The organism is Sporomusa rhizae, assembly GCF_041428845.1.
Lineage (GTDB): Bacteria > Bacillota > Negativicutes > Sporomusales > Sporomusaceae > Sporomusa > Sporomusa rhizae.
The window spans coordinates 1476566-1497106 of the sequence record NZ_CP156925.1 but is presented as its reverse complement, the minus strand read 5'-3'; the positions used below and the strand labels follow the sequence as shown (position 1 = coordinate 1497106).

Here is a 20541-nt window from a genome sequence, read left to right as displayed (position 1 = left end):
TAGCAGGATTTTATATCATCTTGTTCACCTGTATAAAAGTTTTCATCTTCCCCTTAATTTACTTAGAAAGAATAGCATGATGTGACACTGAGGTACATAAATGACAAAACTAACATAGATAATAGATTTACTATGATTTCTTATTACCCTGTATTTTCAATAGGTGGTGTTATTAAGTGGAAAAATCCAGTCAAAAAATTTATACGTTTTTAATGTTCTCCGGCCAAGCGGAAGAAGCCATTAATTATTACACCCATTTATTCGATGACTCGGAAATCATAACCATTACCCGCTATGGCGAAAACGATGCCGGCAAAGTGGGTTCCGTGTTACAGGCCACATTTTCACTAAAAGGTCAAATATTTATGTGTACAGATAGCTATATCGAACACGAATTTACGTTTACTCCTGCCATATCCTTATATGTAAAATGCGAAACCGAAAACGAGCTTGATCGCATTTTTACGCAGCTGGCCAAAGACGGATCAGTCCTGATGCCTTTAGACACCTACCCTTTTAGCAGGAAGTTCGGCTGGGTGGCAGATACTTACGGGGTAACGTGGCAATTATCTCTTTAGGTATATACTGTCTGATTAAATATCCTTATTTTTTTTGCTCAACGTCGCTAACGTAATGATAGTATTCCAGTTCCGTACTGTTAGCGAAACTTTGAGTTTTTTCTCAAAGAAATTGGTTGTAAGCAGTGATTTACGGACGTCCCCTTGATACAGCACATAAATGTCCATATCACTGATAGAAAACTTATCATCGCCAGCATCATAGGAAACTAGTTCATGCACAGCTTCTTGTGTAGGCTTCGCGGCGAGAAAAGCGACATTTAGTCCCGGCATTACAGCAAAGGGGCTGTTCTCTATTAACCGATCCAGTTCCGCTGCAGTTCTTAGAATTACAGGTACATCGAAGCCAAACACCGCCTGTATTTCTTGTTGAATTTGCTGCCCCAGAAGGCTTACATCATGCTCCGATTCAAACAAAACATTACCACTTTGGATGTAGGTCTGCACCTCATGTAACCCAAGGTTTTCCAGGAGTCGTTTTAAATCGGCCATCTTTATGCGCCTGTGTCCACCCACGTTGATTCCTCTTAATAATCCAATGAAAGTAGTCAATAAACTCATCCTCGTCTTTCCGAAAATTTGCAGAACAGCTCTAGCCTAACTTTCTGAAATTTAACTACTAGTCTAGTTTCTCCCATGATTTCTTTTTTTGTCACAGTACTCAACTAATTATTCGTATTGTATTATATTAAACCTAATTCTATCTTACGGAGTCATCTTTAATCCATTCTAAACAGACAAAACAAAAGCGAGGGGCACTACCGCCCCTCGCCATCACCCAACACCAATATCCACTAATTTAAGATACCGAAATGCACTAAAACTGAAATCAAAACTAAATACAACATAATTACTGCAGTTACTGACAAACCATGCTTTATCATGGACGGCAGGTCTTTGGAACGAGCCAGTCCCATTTGTCCGATAATATCCCCGGTCGGGAACATGAAAAAGTTAAGCTGTGATCCCACCAGTAAAGCGACCGACCAAATATACATGGGAATTCCAACCCCAGCTGCCATCGCACCAAAGAGCTCGTGAATAATCTTTTCATGGGCGACTGCGGCACCCGGAATACCCACAAGACCAACGGTAGTAGAAATAAACAAGAATAACCCTTTGCCTGCCCCTTGCAGATATGGTGTCAACCATTCTGTCATCCAGGTAAATGCCCCTGATTTAGTGATAAACTGCAAAAATGGCTCGTAAAGAATAAACATGAAAAAGATCCAGTACATTCTTGTCCCGCCCCGTACCAGTGCCTTAAGCGACTGTTCCAGGGAGAGGCCGCCTACCGCCCCTGTCAAAAAAGCAATGACTGTCATTACCGTTACTACATAAGCAGCTCCGGCTTTTGTCATAATGCCAAAAATAACTAGTGCCAGCATGGAAATCCAAAACGCGGAAAAGGCCCGCTTTGTTTGGTCATTAACGAAACTAGGCTGACCGTCACTACCAACAATATCCTGCTCGTTAACACCAATATCTTCGGCAGTATATGCATACTTTCCCTGTGTATTTTTTTGTACTCTGATAGCGATAAAATAGGTAACAATCCAAATTAAAACAGATACCGGAATACCTGTATATAGTAAATAATCAAAATAGGAAATATGGGTTAAAGCCAACGTGGTTACAACCGGCGGCACAAATGGCCCGAGGAACAAACCGGTTGCACCCGCGCCATGCAACAGCACGGCAAGCGTACTGGGCGTCATCCCGAGCGCCGCCACAATAGGAATGACGATCGGAGCCAGTATGGCATTGCCGCCAGCCTGCGAGCCAAGTAAAGCAACAATAATCAACGACGATGCCATTACGGCAAGGATAGCTCGTTTCAAACTGTTAACACCCAGTTTTTTCATAACCAGCCAAACAATGTACTGGGCCACTTTTGTTGCTGTTAATACTTCACCAACACCGGCACCAAGCAAGATAATAAAACCGATCATTCCCAAGAATGAGCCTAGTCCTGACGTAATTGCCTGTCCGAAGGCGAATAAACCGGTACCTGTCAATACAGCGCCCAAAATAACACTTAACAGTAGAACCAACGTTACATCCCATCCCATAAAGGACAGAATTATATAGATAACCAAGGGTAAAAATCCCAGAATTGGGTGTAAGCCAAAAATCATACTTATTCCTCCTTGATTTCATTCCGTACAAAAATTCAGTATATTTCAACCGTATGCATATACTTATATACGTCCGCGTCAGTACATCTTTTTTATCTATTACCGCCGCTAACCACTGGCAGTAGGATGTATTGACAAGAACTCTCTTATAAACTAAAATGAGTATTTAATGAGCTATTCTTGTTCTCTCACAGTGTACTTGGCTTTTTCAAGTCCGAGGAACAGGCATAGTACTGTAGGATAGTTGCACAATCTTTCTGGGGAGGAAGGGTGCATCATATCATCACGGTTCGCGCGCAACCAATTTGGTTTACGCGCAACCGTTTTTTTTGTATATTTTTAGACAAACAGACAACGCTTGCTATACTTAGTTTGGCTTTTGCCGGCATACAATTAAACACCATGTTGTTAACCCCCGTATGCATGCATTTTTTTAGGTAGCTGGCTTTTCACTGACATTCCGGCCATTAGCTGCCTGCGTTGCTAGCAGAAAAGTCGTTAGCAACTCTACGCCAACATCCAAAGCTTCTTCGTTGGCGAGAAAGTGATCGCTATGCAGCGGATACTGGCAATCACAGCCCAAATGAAAGTAAACTGACGGAACCATCTGACTATAGGCACTAAAATCTTCCGCGATCAGTGATGGCTGGTTGCCTGTTTTGACAGCTGCCGTACCTAATACTTCCTGGGCATGAGCCGTAAATTGAGCTGTTAAGGTCATATCGTTACTAACAACATCGTACCCTCGCTCAAGGATCACTTCCGCTTTTCCCTGATGCAAAGCGGCAACTTGACTCACCATGTCAGCCAGCCATTTATGAATACTTGTCCTGGTCGCTGCGGTAAAAGTTCTAATCGTTCCACTCATTTCTACATGATCACAAATTACGTTGTAACGACCACGGGAAGATATTTCACCAATAGTAAGAACATAGGGGTCAAACGGGTCAACTTTTCGGGGTATGCCTTTATATATGGCATTTACTATTTCTGAAGCGATTAAGATGGAATCAGTTCCCTTGTGCGGCTGTGCCGCATGAGCACTCACACCTGTTACTATAATCCTGAATTTGTCGGATGCTGCCATAATCGCTCCAGGCCTAATTCCAATCTCTCCTACCTTATAATCCGGCCAGACATGGAGACCTAACATATAGTCCACAGGTGGTTGTTCAAGCACATGTAGCGCAATCATTTTTTTTGCACCACCATTAGGACTGCATTCTTCAGCCGGTTGAAAAATTACCTTTACATTAACAGGCATATATTGCCGGAGGCGCGAAGCCAATATTGCCACACCGGCCCCGATGCTTGCATGCATATCATGACCACAGGCGTGCATAATTCCCGGGTTCTGAGAAGATTGCGGATGCCCGGTATTCTCCTCTAGCGGTAACGCATCAATATCTACACGCAGTCCTACCGTTACTGCAGCCTTATTATCAATAAATGCTACTACTCCGGTAGTTTCCGGAAACAGCTTACACTCAACCCCGTGTTTCAACAGAAATTCCTGTATCACCTGCGTGGTGCGATGTTCCTGATAACCTAGCTCCGGCCGCTGATGTAGTGCCCACCGCAACTCATGTACCGCCGATTTTACTGCTGACCATTCGTCTCGAATGTGATTAGACTGCATATTGGGCATCCTCTTATCGGCCTGCCTTGTCAAAGATAGCAGTATCATCCACTTCAACGCCCAAGCCCGGCGCTTCTGAGCAGCTAACCATTCCATTAGTTACCGTCAATCCAGAAGTAATTAGGTCATACTCATGCAATGGTCCGCCAATCATCATGTCATGCGGCACCGATAGATTGTCAGCGCTTAGTACAAAGTGAACACTAGCCGCCGAACCAATACCAACTTCCAGATTGCTGCCGGCGGTAGCTGTCATGCCGGCAATTTCTAAGGCAGCGGCAATTTTCTTGGCAATGTGCAGGCCACCCACTTTGCCTACCTTGAGGTTTACCAGATCAGCCGCTTGTTCACGGATAACAGTCATAACCTCATGCAGAGAAGATACTGATTCATCAGCCATAATTGGGGTTTTTAAGCGGCTGCGTACATATTTCATACCTTCAATATCCCAGCGTCTTACCGGTTGTTCAATACTTTCCAAATTGAATTGTTCAATGCGTGAAAATACTTCGACGGCTGTACGGAAATCATAACCCTGATTGGCGTCCAGTCGCAGTGCCACCGCATCGCCTAATGCTTCCCGAATGCCCTTAACCACACGATAATCCTGCTCCGGACTAATACCAACTTTAATTTTGATAACCTTGTACCCTAATCCAACATAGTGCTTGGCTTCTGCGATTGATCCTTCGACATCCTGCATACCAACAACCCAGCTTAACTCCGCACTTTTGCGGGCCGCCCCGCCTAACAGTTTATAAACAGGTACTCCTAACGTTTTGCCGATACAATCATGTATCGCGATATCAACCGCTGATTTTGCGGCATAATTACCGTATATTGCGGAATTCATTTTTGCATGAATGGTTTCCAAATCATAAATATCGGCCCCACGTATTGCCTGAGCTAGATACTTATTAATAGCCAGTTCGGCCGTATAACCGGTTTCTCCCATAAAGGCCGGCGATGGAGAAACTTCACCGTAACCAACAACCCCGTTTTCTGTACGAATACGAACAACGGCATGCGGCCTCGTCTTCGCTGCATATAAAGCAATTTTCCATTGTTTTTTGAGTGGTAATTCAATCACCTTTACTTCGATATCACGAATAACATCACTTTTCGTCACTGCGAACCCTCCTGCTGCTAAAGTAGTCATATACAATTTTACCTATTACGTTATGGAACTTAACGCCTTCCAAGTTATTTACCAGGTCTTTGGTCATTACAACCACAACGACAGGCTTATCCTTAACATACATAATCCCGGCATCATGTTCCACCTGCGGCAAATCACCGGTTTTGTGGGCCAGGATAGTCCCCGTTGGCAACAGCGTTGGCAGCTTATTATTGCACTGCTGCTGTTTGAGAATATCGATAAACTGCTGCCGGCTGGCAGACGACAAAGTTGCTGTTTGCTGTTCTAAGCCCATCAAAAGCATCTTCACATCATAAGCTGTAGTATAATTATCCAGCCCTTGCTCTTTGGCTTTTCCATCCATCATCTTTCGTTGCAGCGAGGTATGCAAAAAACCTTGCTGCCGAATAGTTGCATTGATATTTGCCATTCCCAGCGTATCAATTAAGATATTGGTTGCAACATTGTCACTCAGTACAATCATCAGCAGCGCCAGATCCCGGTAGGTTACCTTTAGACCGGTATGCAACTCTTTTAAGATACCAAAACCGCCAACCTTATCCGTTTCCTGTAACATAAGCTCCTGACACAGATTTATCTCACCTGTATCAACACGACGAAACAGTTCCCAGAGAATAAACAGCTTGATTATACTGGCGGCCGGAAATACCTCAGTTTCGTTTTCCAAAACAGCCTCGCCTGTTTCAAGATCGTGAATTGCCAATCCGCATGAACCGCTAAGCTTATCCAATTCTTCGGTTATCGCTTTTCTAATCACTATATCACCCCCTTTCACTTAATAGCCTGACTACCTGCGATATAAGAGTATATCCCGGGGATAACTTTGGGGCTGCCGGTCCGAATACATGGGTATTTTCTTTCTCACATCGGCTACCCGGGATAAATCAATAATACCGGTGACAACATTTTCGCTGTCATCGCCTTCGGCTACGATTTCTCCCCAAGGATCGATAACCAATGAATGCCCGAAATAGGTACTGTTCTCAGCTGCCCCAACCCTGTTGCAGGCTACAATGTAACACTGATTTTCAATTGCCCGCGCTTGCAGCAGGGTTCGCCAGTGATTCACCTTGGGATTAGGGAAATTAGATACCACAAAAATGACTTCCGCTCCGCGTACTGCATAAGTACGTGACAATTCAACAAAGCGAATATCATAGCAGGTCATCATGCCCACAGTCCCTAATTCCGTCGGCCACACCGGCATCTCGTGGCCATTGGTAAAAGCAATATGCTCATCCATGGCCGAGTACAAATGCATCTTTCGGTATTTACCGGTAATGTTACCCTCTGGATCTATAAGAAAAACGGTATTATAGATGTTGGCACCATCAACTTCCGGAAATGAACCGGAGACGAACCAGACACCATACTTTGCGGCCCAACTGCGCAGCACCGACATCGTAGGACCTGATTCCATCTCGGCATAGCGGGTTATCTCATGAAAAACACTTTCGGAATAGCCGGTAGTCCAGGTCTCAGGCAGCACAATTACATTGGGTTTGTGCTGCATTGCCTTCTCAACTAATTCACCGGCATGCCGGTGATTGCGCTCAGGCTCCTTATAAGCAATATCCATTTGAATTGCAGCCACTTTAAAAGACATATACATCCTTCCTTTCTCGACTGATCACATACCAATCGCATGTAATGTAGTGAAATCAGATGTTAATTGCTAATGAAAGTTATCATCCCCTTTCTGGCCGTCGCCGCTATGTTGAAACATATCTTATGCATCCTCCTTCTACTCTTTGACTTGGATGTAAATCCCCGCTTGTTTAGCAATTTCTTCTTTTTCTTTTAAGCTGCGCATTGTCCGCTCGGTATCTTTCCGCCCCAGGGCAATAACTAACGCATTAATTATGGTCATAGCGGAAACGAAGGAATAAGTTTTACTGCTATTCTTGGACATTAAAGTGATATCGGCATGAAGTGCTATGGGAGCGGAAGGGCGATCAGTTAACGCTATCACAGATACCCCGCGATTTTTCATAAACTCAACTACCTGCAGGGTAAGGTGAGTGTATTTGGGAAAGCTGATGGCCAACACGACATCGCCTGGTTTGACACTAGCCAAACGATCAAACAAGTCATTTGTTCCCGCCGAGAGCAACACTACATTTTCCATGAACTGCGAAAGCAGAAAACTTGCATAATAGGCAACCGTATAACTGGATCTTAGGCCAATGATATAGACTTTTTGAGCCGCACTCATACTCTCAACTGCATTCCTGAATTCAGTTGCCAAGCTTTCTGTGTAAGCACTTTCAAGGGTTTCAATATTTAACTTAAACATTTGTTGCAGCGGGTCTTCATCAAAATCAGATAAAGAGGTGCGCAGTTCCTGCATAGGTGCTGCTTCTCCCTGCACCATAACTTGTATATCGCGCTGCAGCGCCTGATAGCCGGAATAGCCAATTTCTTGGCAAAACCGCACAATGCTTGCGGTACTTACGCCAACCCTTTCACTTAGTTCCTGAACAGATAGAAACGACACAACCGAATAGTTCACAGTTATGAAATCAGATATTAATTTAAAAGTACGTGAAAAATTAGGATATTTTTTTCCAATAATCGTAAAAATATTTTCTTGCATGTTTAACACACACTCCTTAGCTTCATGTAACAAACGTTTCATTTTTGTTGTATTTTTGATTGTTTTTATTACATTCTCTCTTTTTGGCAGGATTCCTTCTTAAAAAATCTATTTTGTCGAAATTAATTAAATTTTTTATTTTTATTAAATTTCTAGCTATATTATTGACAAAACAATGAAAAACCGGCAATCACTATCTAACGTGATTGCCGGTTTCGATGTACATTAGGCTTAGTTTATTCTCTTTATATCGCTATGCAAAATTACATTACTGATAAGAGGTTTCATGCCAAATAATATGCGTAACCAGTTAAATCTCAATATAAGAAAATAATATATTGCAATAATAGCGATAAAGGAGGAAGAACTAATAACGAGATACTTCAACCATGCATTACTATGCCATTGGATGATATGGAAACCTATCAACAAAATAATTGTCTGATGCAGCATATAAAACGGCATCACTGCCTCATTGATTGCTTTCAACCATGTAGTTCGGAAATTAAGGAATGCTTTACCTGCTCCCAGGAAAAACATCAGCCATGACCACGTCGTAAAAGCCCACATTATATGAAAAAGTATACAACCCAAAGAATAGTCCGGACGGTCCCACCAGTTCTTTAAACAGTCCAGAAAAGATGTAAAAATCACCAGCAATATTACTAGAAAGAATATACCAAGACCTAATGAAATGAATTTATGTCGTTCTGCACTCTCGACAAACTCCGGGTCATAGAATAATATGTAGCCAAAAATAAAGATTAGAAACCAATATGTAAAATCTGCCCATGATAAATACTTCGGATAGATAGGCTGTAATAATATCTTAACAATGGCAAGCGGCACTACACAAAGATATATACCACCAATTTTTCTACAAGCTACCCCAATTAGTTTTATGAGTCTTTCGCCACTCTCGCCTTCCAGATAATGAATAATTGGCAAAGCAATTACCGAAAAAATAAATAAAAAGGCCAAAAACCATAAATGAGTCCCCGGTTCCCCAAACCACACCGGACTAAAGCCAAATTTTCCGATAAACAGCTTATGTTCCGAATACCACGGCAAAAAATCCAGAAAATTCCCAGAAAACTTACCCTTACTCAAACATTCAACATATCTCTGCGGCGGTATGAGAATTAATATCCCAAATATATATGGAATAACCAGTCGCCAATACCTGTCACGGATGAACTGAAATGTTGATTTGGCCTTTAATGCCAGATTAGTCCCCGCACCAGCAAGCAAAAAAAACAGTGGCATTATCCAAAAATTAACGAACATAACTAAGATAGTCGGCTCTATAAATGTCTGTTGATTCTTCAATTCCCAGTCTATAAGGTCAAAAAATCTAGTATTGTGAAAAAGGAACACACAAATTATTCCTATTATTCTTAACCAATCAACATAATAGCAGCGCTCTCGCTCAATGCTTTTTTCCATATTTCCCACAACCCTCTTAACGCTACTTCCTATTTGGGAATATTGGCTCCCAAAATGATAAACTCCTGCCAAATTAATACAATTGAACAGGAGTTCCGGAAATTCCTAATCTCGGTTTTCAAGCCTTACAGGTCACGATAAAAGTTACGTCCGTAGAAGTAAAGTTGCTGCTTTCTATAATATTGTCATAATATCTATGCTTGGAAAAATTAAAACTACCCAGCACTTCCCCGATTTCATCCTTTGAATAATAATGGTTCCAGGCTCGATACACTTTTATATCACCGGTTTCTCCAATAACGACATATTGATCAACAAAAGCCCGGTCATCGGGGTAAAGGAAAGTTTCAAATAAGTTCAGATATTGTCCCTCCGCCCAAAAACCGTCCTTTTCAATTGATAATCCCTTTTGAATGATTTTACTGCAAGGGCATTTTTCATTAAACACATCAAAGATAAACATTCCGCCCGGCCGCAAAGCTTTATGCACTCTTTTTAATAATTCATCTCTTTCGCTATTGCTAAGTACACCAAAATCACAATAAATGAGCAGAATGACATCAAACCTGGCGTCAAAATCCATCGTAAGGTAATTCTTATAAATATATTCTATCTTTAGATTTTCTTTTGCAGCATCTGCTGTTGCAAATTCAATAGAGCGTTTGGAAAAATCCATACCCACAACATTATGCCCCAATGCCGCCAGTTCTTTTGCATATAAGCCTGGTCCACAGCCAAGGTCTAGAATATCCGCCTTACTCTTGCTGAATTGCTTTGCTAACCAAGTAACCGTATGATTTATAATCGAAATTTTTCTGCTGGCGGCGTCACTGCCGGGGTCAAGATGTGCCGATAACATATGCCTGGAAATGTGGGGATCATCCCACAGGCTGTCCGTTCCTTTTGCAAACAGTTCCGGTCTTCGCGATATTTCGTTTAATAGATTTATGTCAAGTCGTTGGCCTCTAATAAAGTTGAAACTCATTTGTCTACCGTCCCATACACTATACTTTTCATAACATTTACTGGTATTATTTCCAACATAAGTATAACACTCTTTTATTAGCAGGACAAGAAATGTATTTGGTGTATCTTGTTTCACCGCGATATACTGGCCGAGGCAAAAGCAAAAGCACTGGGCTTTATGTAGCACCAGTGCTTTCAATGCTGCCTTTAAGTAACAATGAAACAGTAACCAGTCTTATATACTCGTATGGCTGCTCTCTTACTTTTTACCATTCATCCATGAAGCCTTGGTATTAAGTATTATACCGTCTTCGTGCGTAGCCTGGGTTAAACTTCCTGCCTGCGCTTGGATACAAATAAAATATAGATCCTTATCACCGGCTTTGTACGCACGTGCTCCTGCCGGGGCCACTCGCACCAAGCTGCCTTCCTGAACATTAAATTCAACCCCATCAACGAAGAAAGTACCATTACCGCCAGTAATAATATATAGTTCCTCGTTCTTCTTGTGAGCATGAACAAATGGAACTGCCTTGCCGGCCGGTAAGCGATTCAGGGATACTTCACAGCCACTAAGTCCAAGCTCATTACCTATAAAAAACTTTCCCTCGATACCTTTATAATTTCGACTCAAAAGACTTTCAAAGGTCCCAACTTCCAGCGATGTATAATTATTTTCCTTGGTTGTCATGTAATTAAACTCCCTTCATCTTTCAAAAATGCCTACATTTATCGGTGTATATACACATATATGTTTAAAAATTTCTTTTCTTCAGGTAAAACAACATTATTAAGGCACAAGCGCCTCTAGCTTTGATAAAAGTTGTGTAAGCTTACCCAAGTCCTCCCTACCGAGGTATTCCCTAAGCAATACCTGAGCTTCACCCCATCGTTCCCATGCCTTAGCCACCGCGGCTTTCCCAGTATCTGTTAACATTACCTGCTTTGTGCGTAAATCTTTCCCCTGCTTAATACTTATCAGCCCACCATCAACTAACGGCTTCATATTACGGTTTAGCGTGGTTCGATCAATACGTATCATGGTAGCTAACTCACTGATAGTTATCTGTTCTACCACTTCGATATGCCGAAGCACCCCTAGTTGAGCAGTGGTAAGTCCGCTAGGTTTCAGCATATCATCATAAAACTGGGTAACAGCACGAGATGCCCGGCGAATGTTCATACAATTGCAAGGACTCGGAGGCTTGGGATATATTTCGATTATCTGTTTCATCTTATGTGCCTTTCTTTTAAGTGTATATACACTCTTATTATAGGGTTGCTAGCAATGTATGTCAATAGCGCCCGCTATTCAATAAAAGCCCGCCCCTTGTTTCCTAGTTTTAGATAAGTTTCAGCATTTTATCATAGTATAAGCAGGTAAGCGATATAATAATTTATTATTATATATAAAAGGACAAGATAGCCACCTTAGAATTTTTATATTATTTCTGACAGGAATGGAAAATGATTTAGTGGGAGCCGCTATGCAGCAGCCCCCACTAAATTATTTTTTTATCATTTTTTATTGCATGTATTATTGCCGACTATTTATTCGCCTCGAATTTTACATTAACAACACGACGAATAAACATGACAATCATGGCGATAAATACAAGCAAGCCTAATAAATCAGCTGTGGAGGCAAAATCTTTGCCTACAAGGGCCAACGGTGAATCACTGCCACCACTTGTTACTGAGAATACAATGATAATGGCGATGATAACCCCCATTAAGCTTTCGCCGACAATAAGTCCCGACGCAAATAGCACACCATGACGGTTGCACTTTTCCACATCTTCTTCGACATTTTGCGGACTCCGCTCACGCGCCCGGTCACGCAGATACCGAGTTACAAAATAGCTCATAACGGCACCTAAAATTAGCGGCGTTTCCAACGTAGGCGGCAAATAAATTCCCATGCCTACAGCTAACGGAGGCAGGCAGTATTTTGCCGTGCTCTTTTTCAAAAGTAAATCTACAATAATGATAGCAACCCCGACACCTACACCAAAAAGAATGTAATTCCAGTCGAGATTATGGCTAAAAATACCTTTTGCTATCGTGGCCATCAACGTTGCCTGAGGTGCGGACAACACTTGGCTTTCGTCCATTCCGGCACGCGGCATAGCTCCGACAAAACCATAGGCTTCATAGAGTAGATTCAGCACAGGTGCAATCGCAAAAGCTCCGATAATACAGCCCAGTAATAAAGCCACCTGCTGTTTCCACGGGGTAGCGCCAACAAGATAACCAGTCTTCAAGTCTTGCAGATTGTCGTTGGAAATAGCAGCAATGCTGACAATAACACTGGTCATAAAAATCGCTAAAGCGATGGCGAATTTAGTGCCCATTGCAGTATCGAAAAGGCTAACTGTTGAACCGATTCCCAATACGACAAGGGAGGAAATAATAATACCCAAAATGCCAATACCGGAAATCGGGCTGGCCGATGTACCTATTAAGCCGGCCATATAGCCACATGCCGCAGCTACAAAGAATCCCATGCAGATAGCAACAGCAACACCTACGACAACAAAAATCCAAGTAGTACTTGCTGCCAAGTGTGCATCGGCAATAAAGGAGTAAAAGGTTCCCAGCAGGCCAACGATAATAACGGCTAAAACCATGCCAGTTGTTTTAGGCGACATATCTGTATCCATACGATGCAGATTTTTTCCTGTCTCCGACTTACTCATAGCTTCAATGGAAATGCGCATACCTTCAAGGATTGGCTTAACTAACGTAATCAGTGTCCAGATTGCAGCAATACCGATTGTCCCAGCACCAATAAGCCGTACTTTTTGCGCCCATACACTTTGTGCAAATGCATTAACGCTCTGACCGGCTGCCGGTGTCAGCACAGAGGTAAGATAAGGAACAAATACAACCCACGCCAAAATGACACCCACTAGGATTGCCATACCACTGGCGATACCTATCAAATAGCCAGCTCCCAGTAAAGCAGTAGAAAAACCAATGGGCAGCTGTGAAGTCATTTTACCAAAGGAGAACCAATAGTGAACTTCCGAGGAAATAATTTGGAATCCACTGGTGCAAAAACTGATAATAGCCGAAACAAAACCGCCAGCTAAAATATCTTTTACACCATTTTCTTCGGATCCGGCAGCACTACCACTTCCTACTTTCAAAATCTCTGCTGCTGCCAGCCCCTCAGGATAAGGCAAGTCACTATTAACAATCATTGCACGCCGGAGCGGAATGGTAAACAACACGCCGAGACTGCCGCCACATGCACAAATCATTAATGTCTGCCAAAAAGCAAACCCCTGCCAATATCCGATCATTAGCAAGCCGGGAATGATAAATATAACTGCTGAAAGAGTACCTGCTGCTGAAGCTTGCGTCTGTACCATATTATTTTCCAAAATATTGGCATCCTTAAACATTTTCAAAACCGCCATAGAGATAACTGCTGCAGGAATAGACGATGAAAATGTAAGACCTACTTTTAATCCTAAATAAACGTTTGATGCTGTAAAAATGACCGTAATCAGCATTCCGAGCAACATTCCCCTAAACGTAAGTTCAGGCACGTTTAAGTCATGACTCATATAATCTACCTGTTTCAAATGTACACTCCCCCTCTAATAAATTTTTTGCCATCTTGAATTGGCTACAATTTTCCAGATTTGAAAACTCACCCCCCATCGCGATTACTGCAATACCTGGTATAAACTGCTTTGGAAGTATTGTAGTAAACTGAATAACACAAAGAAATAGCTTCTTAAATTTTAATTTTCTATATTTTACCACAAATTCCTGCTTGCTGTTTTTGTCATGCGGACAATAAACCACTAAAAATTAAAACTATCGTAAAAATCTACTTAAAAGTGGAAGACTATTGATGATTTTTAACTATTTTAAGTCTTAAAAGTCCAGTAATTTGTTATTTTTCAGCAAGTAAGTGGGGGTTTGAAAATTTAAAAAATTTTATACAAATTAAGAATATTACTTATGTATCTTCTACAAGGACATACAGTGTAAAAACTACCCTGTTGCTGACAGAGTAGTTTTTACATTCAAAGCTTTTAATTTGGCGAGTATCGGTTTTGTTTCTAGTCAAGGTATCCTTCTTGCGGATAGCGCTGACCGTTGACTTCATAGGCATAAGTAATCTTAGCATTGAGACTGTTTGAGACCGAGCAATACTTTTCCAGGCTAAGGCGGATAGCTTTTTCCAAACTGGTCGGTTTTACTTCCCCCTCGACCTGGAATAGCAGCCGTATCGATGTAAACCTTTTCGGTTCAATGGGATTACGCTCAGAATCGATTTCAATTTTGAGCGACTTCATTGGTTCCCTCATCTTTTTCAAAATTGCTACAACATCAACACCGCTGCAGCCGGCAAGACCCATCAGCGGAAGTTCTAAAGGTTTAGGTCCCTTGCCCTCACCGCCGTCAGTCACCCCCGTGTCCATCAACACACTAAAGCCAGTTTCTCCAGTTGCTACAAATTTGTGTTGCCCTTCCCACACTGCATTAATCTTCATCTTATATCCCCTTCCTATAGTTGCGTTATACTGATACTCTGCTTACATCTTATGCAAGATTGGTGCCATTTCAGAAGACAGAGAATTAGAGTCAAAAATATCCTGGTCTTTCCGACCGGCTAGTTTTCTCTACAAATTATATTTACGGATTTTTCGATACAAGGTGGCAATTCCAATTCCCAAACTTTCTGCTGCCTGCTTCTTGCCTTCCACCGTATTTTCAAACCTTTTCAAAGCCTGTTTGATTGAGGCATATTCATCGGTAACAGGCATCGAATGCTTATGAATGACAATCTTGGTTGGTAAATCTTCAACTTGAACTACATCGCCTGTCATCCGGATAACCGCCCGTTCCATAGCATTTTCCAGTTCCCGGACATTGCCCGGCCAGTTGTAGGTAAGCAGCATTTTTTTAGCCATTGGCGAAATATCTTTCACCTTTTTGCCGTAAAAATTTGCATGCTTTTGACAAAAGAAAGCGACTAGTTCAGTAATATCATCGCGTCGGTCACGCAGCGGCGGCAGTATGATAGGAAAAACGCTGAGCCGGTAGTATAAGTCTTCACGAAACTGACCCTGCTGCACCATGTATTCCAAATCACGATTGGTAGCGGCAATAATACGAATATCAAGCGGCACGCACCGGGTTGACCCCAGCCGGTCAATCACTTTTTCCTGCAGCACCCGCAGTAATTTAGCCTGCAGTGCCAAAGGCATATCACCTATTTCATCCAAAAACAACGTTCCACCGTTGGCCATCTCAAATTTACCAGGCTTACCTCCTTTTCGCGCCCCGGTAAAGGAACCTTCGTCATAGCCAAACAATTCACTTTCTATCAAATTATCAGGAATAGCGGCACAATTGACAGCTATGAATGGCTGAGCCGCTCTTTCACCTTCGAAGTGAATCGCTCTGGCTAACACTTCCTTGCCGGTTCCACTTTCTCCCATGATAAGTACCGTAGCCATACTTTCCGAGGCTTTCTTTACCTCGAACTTCACTGCCGAAATGGATTTACTGCTCCCGCGGATATCTTCCATTGTAACCCGCGAAGTAACGGCTGCAGTATTACCCATAAGATTTACGTTACGAAAACTAGCCACAACACCTTGTACTATGCCGTCTACCGTCATTGGTTTGGCGCTGAATAGGTAATGATGGTGACGACCCTTATGCCAAATACTGATTTCCCTGTCAATGAAGCCCACGCCGTTACGAAGCACCTCTGTAACCGGTGACCCAGGCAATACTTCATTTATATGAAACCCAAGTATATCGCTTGCTCTAACATGCAGCATCTTCTCTGCCGTAAAATTGATACTGATAATAATACCTGTTTGATCGACAGCCAATACGCCTTCAGCGATGAAATTGATTACAGTCTCCAATTGCTTTTTCAAAACAATTAGACGCTTTACACTTTCCTGTTCGGCCACTTTTGAGGACATGAGATCTGCCATTTTTCGAATAAAATTCATCAGTTGCTGCCCTTTGTCTACTATCTCCCTTTGCTGCTCCGAAGAAAAGGCAATAAGTGCCAGTACTCCTATCACCTCCTTGCCTGATAGGATTGGACAGCAGAGCTGAGCTCGTGTAGGACAAACAGAAAATTTATCGCATCTCTGGCACTCATGGCTTTCCTTGACATCCGGAATTATATATTCTTTAGCGTTGTCTAAAACATCCCGATACATGGTTTTATCGCCGCTAATCTTCTGGCCAACCTTCATTTTATACTGACCTGTACCCGCGATACGGCACAGGTCTTCGTCAACTACTGTAGCATCAATGCCAAAGGCACTATAAATTGCATCCGATACTTGTTGCGCTGTTGCTTGAATCAAACGAAGTCTTGTCACTTGCATGATCCCCTTTCCCAGCTTTCCGACTTGTACGTATCCTCTGTCTTTACATATTAACAATTATATTTTAAAATTTTCCACGACATTTCTGGTTTGATTTTACCACATTTATTATATTTATCACCACTTACCAATTTTATCACTTAATTATCATCTCTTTTGAGAAAACGCCCTCAGCCCCAGAGAATTACTGCATTAGCCCTTGGCATCAAATTTGCGTACATTTATATATGACATTATCCTTATAAGAGAAGTTGGTGGTTCAACATTGAAGAAATGTAAATTAAATAAAAGACGGTAATTAAAAAACCGGCCACATCTTCGAAAGATGATTGCCAGTTTTGTTTTGTAACTTTCCGTTAATGTCATGATATTTCCCGGGGGTTAGCCACCCCAATCGCCGCACTACCCCTCTTTTTTTATAATTATTGCCGCTCGTTCCTTACCTTCTTCCGCTCCATGGGTATAGCCAACAACGTCGAAGTATTCCGCAAGACGCTTAGCAAGGCTTTCATAATTGGCTGCCTTCGCCCGCATACAGGATGACAAATGCACCGCATCAACTCCGTTTTTACGCATCATTTCGATTTTATGGTCAATATCACCACCAGCATGAGTAAAGGTGACAAGCTCAATCTCATCTTCATATCCAGCAAAGGATTCCTTTTTCTGAAAAAAAGCGTTAAGGCACCCTTTGCCTGTACAACGCTGCATAGTCTCTTCCCTAACGAGTATAGCAATTTTCATAACTTCACCTCAAATTTTTACTAAGATAGTACTTTCGCATAGATAACTGAAGAAAGCAAGCCCGGCAATTCGGTTTGCCGGACTTGTGTTTTAAATTCTGGTAGCAAACATACAGGTAATGCCTGTCATTGTATAATCTACTTTACTAGTCTGTGGTACACGAGCTATCTTCAAATCCATATCCTTTACCTTACGTTCGGCATAAGAAACAGTAAATGCGCTTCTCGGGGACAGTTTATAGCTTACTCCCGCCTCTTTAAAATCCACGTCTTTGCCAGTCAGTATTGTCGCAAATAAAGTGGTTTTATCGTCTATTTTGTGTGTACCGGTTAAGCCAATATGAAAAGCTGAGCGGGTGGCAGATTCAACAAATCGACCATAAGAGATTTTAGTATGTTCATAGCCGGTAGTTAACACTAGGTTGGGGTTTATCTTGTATAACAATTGGATGTCTGTTGGTTCAGCCTCGGCGTAGGTAGTTAGTGAACCAAGGCTTGGTACTGTAACAGTCTTATATACGGATTTGAAGTCACCATGTTTATATTGTAAAGCAAACTTATCGCTTAACCCTGCAGTTACCGAATATTTGTAGCCGGAATCGCCGTCGGCATCAAGATTCATATACCCCTGGCCTTTGACCTTGGAATTAAAAGCACCGCCAACTTCTAATACAACAGCTCCTCTTTCAAATTCTGCTGCCGGGGAAGCATAAACGGTGGCACCTGTAAGTATAAGACCCATGGATAATGCTGCAACTATTTTTCGCATTGTTCCTCCTTATATTAAAACATAACATCTTCTAATTAAATAATAACCTTCAACATTTTACCACAAATTTCGCCAAATTGGATAGTTTTTTATAAATACCAATGTAATTGCAATCTTTATATGTAGACTAATTTGTAAACTTGTAATATGATTAAATTGTACAAGCCAAAAATATATTATTATTTTCTGTAGCAACGATGTATCAGATGTGGCATGTGCCATAAACAATCGTTTAAATCAAAAGAATAGGAGGTCAATTCAAAAATGTCCGTGCCCCAAAGGGAAAACATAACGTTACATTATCTTTTATAAAATACTGTGCATAGTATCAAACCTACTGCGCAGTATTTTTCCTCTCTCTGCCGAAATAATAGTTATAATCTTAACTTTATAACGTTCATTCCCTTACAGCATTTTACAATGTTTTTCATTAAATGCATTTATTTTTTTACGATTCTATGGTACGCTTGAAGCAATGTGCCAAAAAGATGACATATTTTTTTTGGCAAACAAAATAAAATAAAGGATTTGAAAACTATGGAGAATATGGAAAACGCACTTCGGAAAAAGTATGGTCTCTTGACCGCTATCGCAATGGTTGTTGGTATTGTAATTGGTAGTGGTGTATTTTTCAAAGCTGAAAAAGTTTTGACCGCTACCGGCGGCGATCTTCCTATGGGTATCTTAGCCTGGTTCATCGGCGGATTAATCATGATTGTCTGCGCCTATGTGTTTGCAACGATGGCCACCATGTATGAGAAAGTTAGTGGTGTTGTAGACTACGCTGAAGTAACTCTCGGTAGTAAGTATGGCTATTTCATCGGTTGGTTCCTCGCGGCCATTTATTACCCGACTCTTACCTCGGTACTTGCATGGGTATCTGCAAGATACACCTGTGTATTGATGGGCTGGAACATCGTAGGTGGCGAAGCAATGGCGCTCTCCGGCTTCTTCCTGCTGGCAAGTTATACTTTGAATGCGCTATCACCAAAGCTTGCGGGTAAATTCCAGGTATCTACCACCGTAATCAAATTAATTCCGCTGGCTTTGATGGCACTTATCGGAACAATTGTCGGTCTGAAAAACGGTATTTTAGTCCAGAACTTTACCAGCGGCGTTATTGCCGACGTATCTGGCAGCAATCCTCTGTTCACCGCTGTTGTTGCTACCGCTTTTGCTTATGAAGGCTGGATTATCGCAACAAGTATTAACGCCGAATTAGAAAATGCAAAACGAAATCTTCCTCTGGCACTCACCTTCGGAACTATGTTTGTAGCTCTAATTTATATTCTTTATTATACTGGACTTGCCGGAGCTGTCGAAAACAGCGTTATGATGAAAGGCGGCGAAGCTGGCGCCAAACTGGCATTCTCCTCTGTATTCTCAAATATCGGCGGCGCCATTCTGTTTGTCTTTGTTGTTATCTCCTGTCTGGGAACTTTAAATGGTTTAATGCTGGGCTGTACCCGTGGATTTTACGCTTTGGCGGCCAGAGATATGGGACCTGAGCCGGAAGTATTCAAAGTCATCGACAAGAACACTGATATGCCGACCAACTCCTCTATTCTAGGTCTGATGCTGTGCGGAGCATGGCTGCTGTACTTCTTTGGCGCCAATCTAGTTCCTGTTCCATGGTTTGGACCATTTAGCTTTGATAGCTCAGAGCTGCCAATCGTTACTCTCTACGCCATGTACATTCCGATTTTCGTAATGATGATGGTTAAAGAAGCTTCTCTAAACTTCTTTAAACGGATCATCATGCCGGCTCTTGCTGTATGCGCCTGTATCTTCATGGTAGTTGCTGCCTGTTACTCCCATGGCAAGGCGGTTATATTCTACCTTATCATCTTCGCCGTAATTATGGCGATTGGAATGCTGGTAAACTCTAAAAAGAACTAATATATCTGCTCGATGCGGCTTGCTGTTAAAAAGGCAAGCCGTTTGTTTTTCTCATTTCGTAACACTTGACTATAGAAAAGCCACTCACGGTGTGAGTGGCTTTAAATGACTATATAAGTAAAGAGCCTGCAATAATCTACGCTACAGCCTACACCGATCATTACATACCTATACGCAGACTTTCGCCTACCCACAAGCATTACACAACCGATGCAAACCTTTGCTCGA

18 protein-coding genes are annotated in these 20541 nt (G+C 41.9%); 2 read left to right on the top strand and 16 right to left on the bottom strand.

The features are described from left to right. The first annotated feature begins 176 nt into the window (after positions 1-176). Positions 177-578 carry a VOC family protein gene (locus SRRS_RS06615; RefSeq protein ID WP_371367339.1) on the top strand — a complete coding sequence of 134 codons (402 nt, stop codon included), beginning with the start codon at positions 177-179 and terminating at the stop codon, positions 576-578. 15 nt (positions 579-593) lie between these two features. Here SRRS_RS06615 and SRRS_RS06610 read toward each other — a convergent pair whose 3' ends face one another. The 16 genes from SRRS_RS06610 to SRRS_RS06535 all read right to left on the bottom strand — a co-directional run bounded on the left by SRRS_RS06610 (position 594) and on the right by SRRS_RS06535 (position 18414). After that, a complete protein-coding gene (locus SRRS_RS06610; RefSeq protein WP_371367337.1) occupies positions 594-1130 on the bottom strand; it encodes a DUF1697 domain-containing protein in 537 nt (178 codons plus the stop codon). Positions 1131-1372: 242 nt separating this feature from the next. Next, on the bottom strand, positions 1373-2716 hold the full coding sequence (locus tag SRRS_RS06605) for a citrate transporter (protein WP_371367335.1): 1344 nt from the start codon (positions 2714-2716) through the stop codon (positions 1373-1375). Positions 2717-3149: 433 nt separating this feature from the next. Next, the gene (locus SRRS_RS06600; protein WP_371367333.1) at positions 3150-4355 is read right to left on the bottom strand and encodes a M20 family metallopeptidase; all 1206 of its coding nucleotides are present in this window, start codon (positions 4353-4355) and stop codon (positions 3150-3152) included. Between the two features lie 13 nt (positions 4356-4368). Next, positions 4369-5484, bottom strand: a complete 1116-nt coding sequence (locus tag SRRS_RS06595; protein WP_371367332.1) for a mandelate racemase/muconate lactonizing enzyme family protein — start codon at positions 5482-5484, stop codon at positions 4369-4371. Next, the gene (locus SRRS_RS06590) at positions 5471-6271 is read right to left on the bottom strand and encodes a serine hydrolase (RefSeq protein ID WP_371367330.1); all 801 of its coding nucleotides are present in this window, start codon (positions 6269-6271) and stop codon (positions 5471-5473) included. Before SRRS_RS06590 ends, SRRS_RS06595 begins: the two co-directional genes overlap by 14 nt. A 30-nt stretch (positions 6272-6301) precedes the next feature. Next, complete coding sequence (locus SRRS_RS06585) at positions 6302-7120, bottom strand: carbon-nitrogen family hydrolase (protein ID WP_371367329.1); 819 nt, start codon at positions 7118-7120, stop codon at positions 6302-6304. Positions 7121-7258: 138 nt separating this feature from the next. Further along, the gene (locus SRRS_RS06580; RefSeq protein WP_371367327.1) at positions 7259-8110 is read right to left on the bottom strand and encodes a MurR/RpiR family transcriptional regulator; all 852 of its coding nucleotides are present in this window, start codon (positions 8108-8110) and stop codon (positions 7259-7261) included. A 231-nt stretch (positions 8111-8341) separates the two neighbouring features. Beyond that, positions 8342-9556, bottom strand: coding sequence for an acyltransferase (locus tag SRRS_RS06575; protein WP_371367325.1), 1215 nt, complete (start codon positions 9554-9556; stop codon positions 8342-8344). 118 nt (positions 9557-9674) lie between these two features. Then, positions 9675-10541, bottom strand: coding sequence for a class I SAM-dependent methyltransferase (locus tag SRRS_RS06570; protein WP_371367323.1), 867 nt, complete (start codon positions 10539-10541; stop codon positions 9675-9677). Positions 10542-10781: 240 nt separating this feature from the next. Further along, a complete protein-coding gene (locus tag SRRS_RS06565; RefSeq protein WP_371367321.1) occupies positions 10782-11213 on the bottom strand; it encodes a cupin domain-containing protein in 432 nt (143 codons plus the stop codon). Between the two features lie 99 nt (positions 11214-11312). Next, positions 11313-11756, bottom strand: a complete 444-nt coding sequence (locus tag SRRS_RS06560; RefSeq protein WP_371367319.1) for a MarR family winged helix-turn-helix transcriptional regulator — start codon at positions 11754-11756, stop codon at positions 11313-11315. Positions 11757-12069: 313 nt separating this feature from the next. Next, on the bottom strand, positions 12070-14115 hold the full coding sequence (locus SRRS_RS06555) for an OPT family oligopeptide transporter (protein WP_371367318.1): 2046 nt from the start codon (positions 14113-14115) through the stop codon (positions 12070-12072). A gap of 486 nt (positions 14116-14601) precedes the next feature. Further along, positions 14602-15036 (bottom strand): OsmC family protein, encoded by a 435-nt coding sequence (locus SRRS_RS06550; protein ID WP_371367316.1) that lies wholly within the window; start codon positions 15034-15036, stop codon positions 14602-14604. A 129-nt stretch (positions 15037-15165) separates the two neighbouring features. Further along, positions 15166-16902, bottom strand: a complete 1737-nt coding sequence (locus SRRS_RS06545) for a sigma 54-interacting transcriptional regulator (protein WP_371367314.1) — start codon at positions 16900-16902, stop codon at positions 15166-15168. Between the two features lie 402 nt (positions 16903-17304). Next, positions 17305-17646 (bottom strand): CGGC domain-containing protein, encoded by a 342-nt coding sequence (locus SRRS_RS06540; RefSeq protein WP_371367312.1) that lies wholly within the window; start codon positions 17644-17646, stop codon positions 17305-17307. A gap of 90 nt (positions 17647-17736) precedes the next feature. Further along, positions 17737-18414 (bottom strand): hypothetical protein, encoded by a 678-nt coding sequence (locus SRRS_RS06535; RefSeq protein WP_371367310.1) that lies wholly within the window; start codon positions 18412-18414, stop codon positions 17737-17739. Between the two features lie 537 nt (positions 18415-18951). Here SRRS_RS06535 and SRRS_RS06530 point away from each other — a divergent pair. Then, the gene (locus SRRS_RS06530; RefSeq protein WP_371367309.1) at positions 18952-20313 is read left to right on the top strand and encodes an APC family permease; all 1362 of its coding nucleotides are present in this window, start codon (positions 18952-18954) and stop codon (positions 20311-20313) included. The last annotated feature ends 228 nt before the right edge of the window (positions 20314-20541 follow it).

What these genes read in the sequence shown, in the direction of transcription:
- SRRS_RS06605 (WP_371367335.1), bottom strand. Translation starts at nt 2,716, where the DNA reads ATGATTTTTGGCTTACACCCAATTCTGGGATTTTTACCCTTGGTTATC.
- SRRS_RS06600 (WP_371367333.1), bottom strand. Translation starts at nt 4,355, where the DNA reads ATGCAGTCTAATCACATTCGAGACGAATGGTCAGCAGTAAAATCGGCG.
- SRRS_RS06585 (WP_371367329.1), bottom strand. Translation starts at nt 7,120, where the DNA reads ATGTCTTTTAAAGTGGCTGCAATTCAAATGGATATTGCTTATAAGGAG.
- SRRS_RS06580 (WP_371367327.1), bottom strand. Translation starts at nt 8,110, where the DNA reads ATGCAAGAAAATATTTTTACGATTATTGGAAAAAAATATCCTAATTTT.
- SRRS_RS06575 (WP_371367325.1), bottom strand. Translation starts at nt 9,556, where the DNA reads ATGGAAAAAAGCATTGAGCGAGAGCGCTGCTATTATGTTGATTGGTTA.
- SRRS_RS06570 (WP_371367323.1), bottom strand. Translation starts at nt 10,541, where the DNA reads ATGAGTTTCAACTTTATTAGAGGCCAACGACTTGACATAAATCTATTA.
- SRRS_RS06565 (WP_371367321.1), bottom strand. Translation starts at nt 11,213, where the DNA reads ATGACAACCAAGGAAAATAATTATACATCGCTGGAAGTTGGGACCTTT.
- SRRS_RS06560 (WP_371367319.1), bottom strand. Translation starts at nt 11,756, where the DNA reads ATGAAACAGATAATCGAAATATATCCCAAGCCTCCGAGTCCTTGCAAT.
- SRRS_RS06550 (WP_371367316.1), bottom strand. Translation starts at nt 15,036, where the DNA reads ATGAAGATTAATGCAGTGTGGGAAGGGCAACACAAATTTGTAGCAACT.
- SRRS_RS06545 (WP_371367314.1), bottom strand. Translation starts at nt 16,902, where the DNA reads ATGCAAGTGACAAGACTTCGTTTGATTCAAGCAACAGCGCAACAAGTA.
- SRRS_RS06540 (WP_371367312.1), bottom strand. Translation starts at nt 17,646, where the DNA reads ATGAAAATTGCTATACTCGTTAGGGAAGAGACTATGCAGCGTTGTACA.
- SRRS_RS06535 (WP_371367310.1), bottom strand. Translation starts at nt 18,414, where the DNA reads ATGCGAAAAATAGTTGCAGCATTATCCATGGGTCTTATACTTACAGGT.
- SRRS_RS06530 (WP_371367309.1), top strand. Translation starts at nt 18,952, where the DNA reads ATGGAGAATATGGAAAACGCACTTCGGAAAAAGTATGGTCTCTTGACC.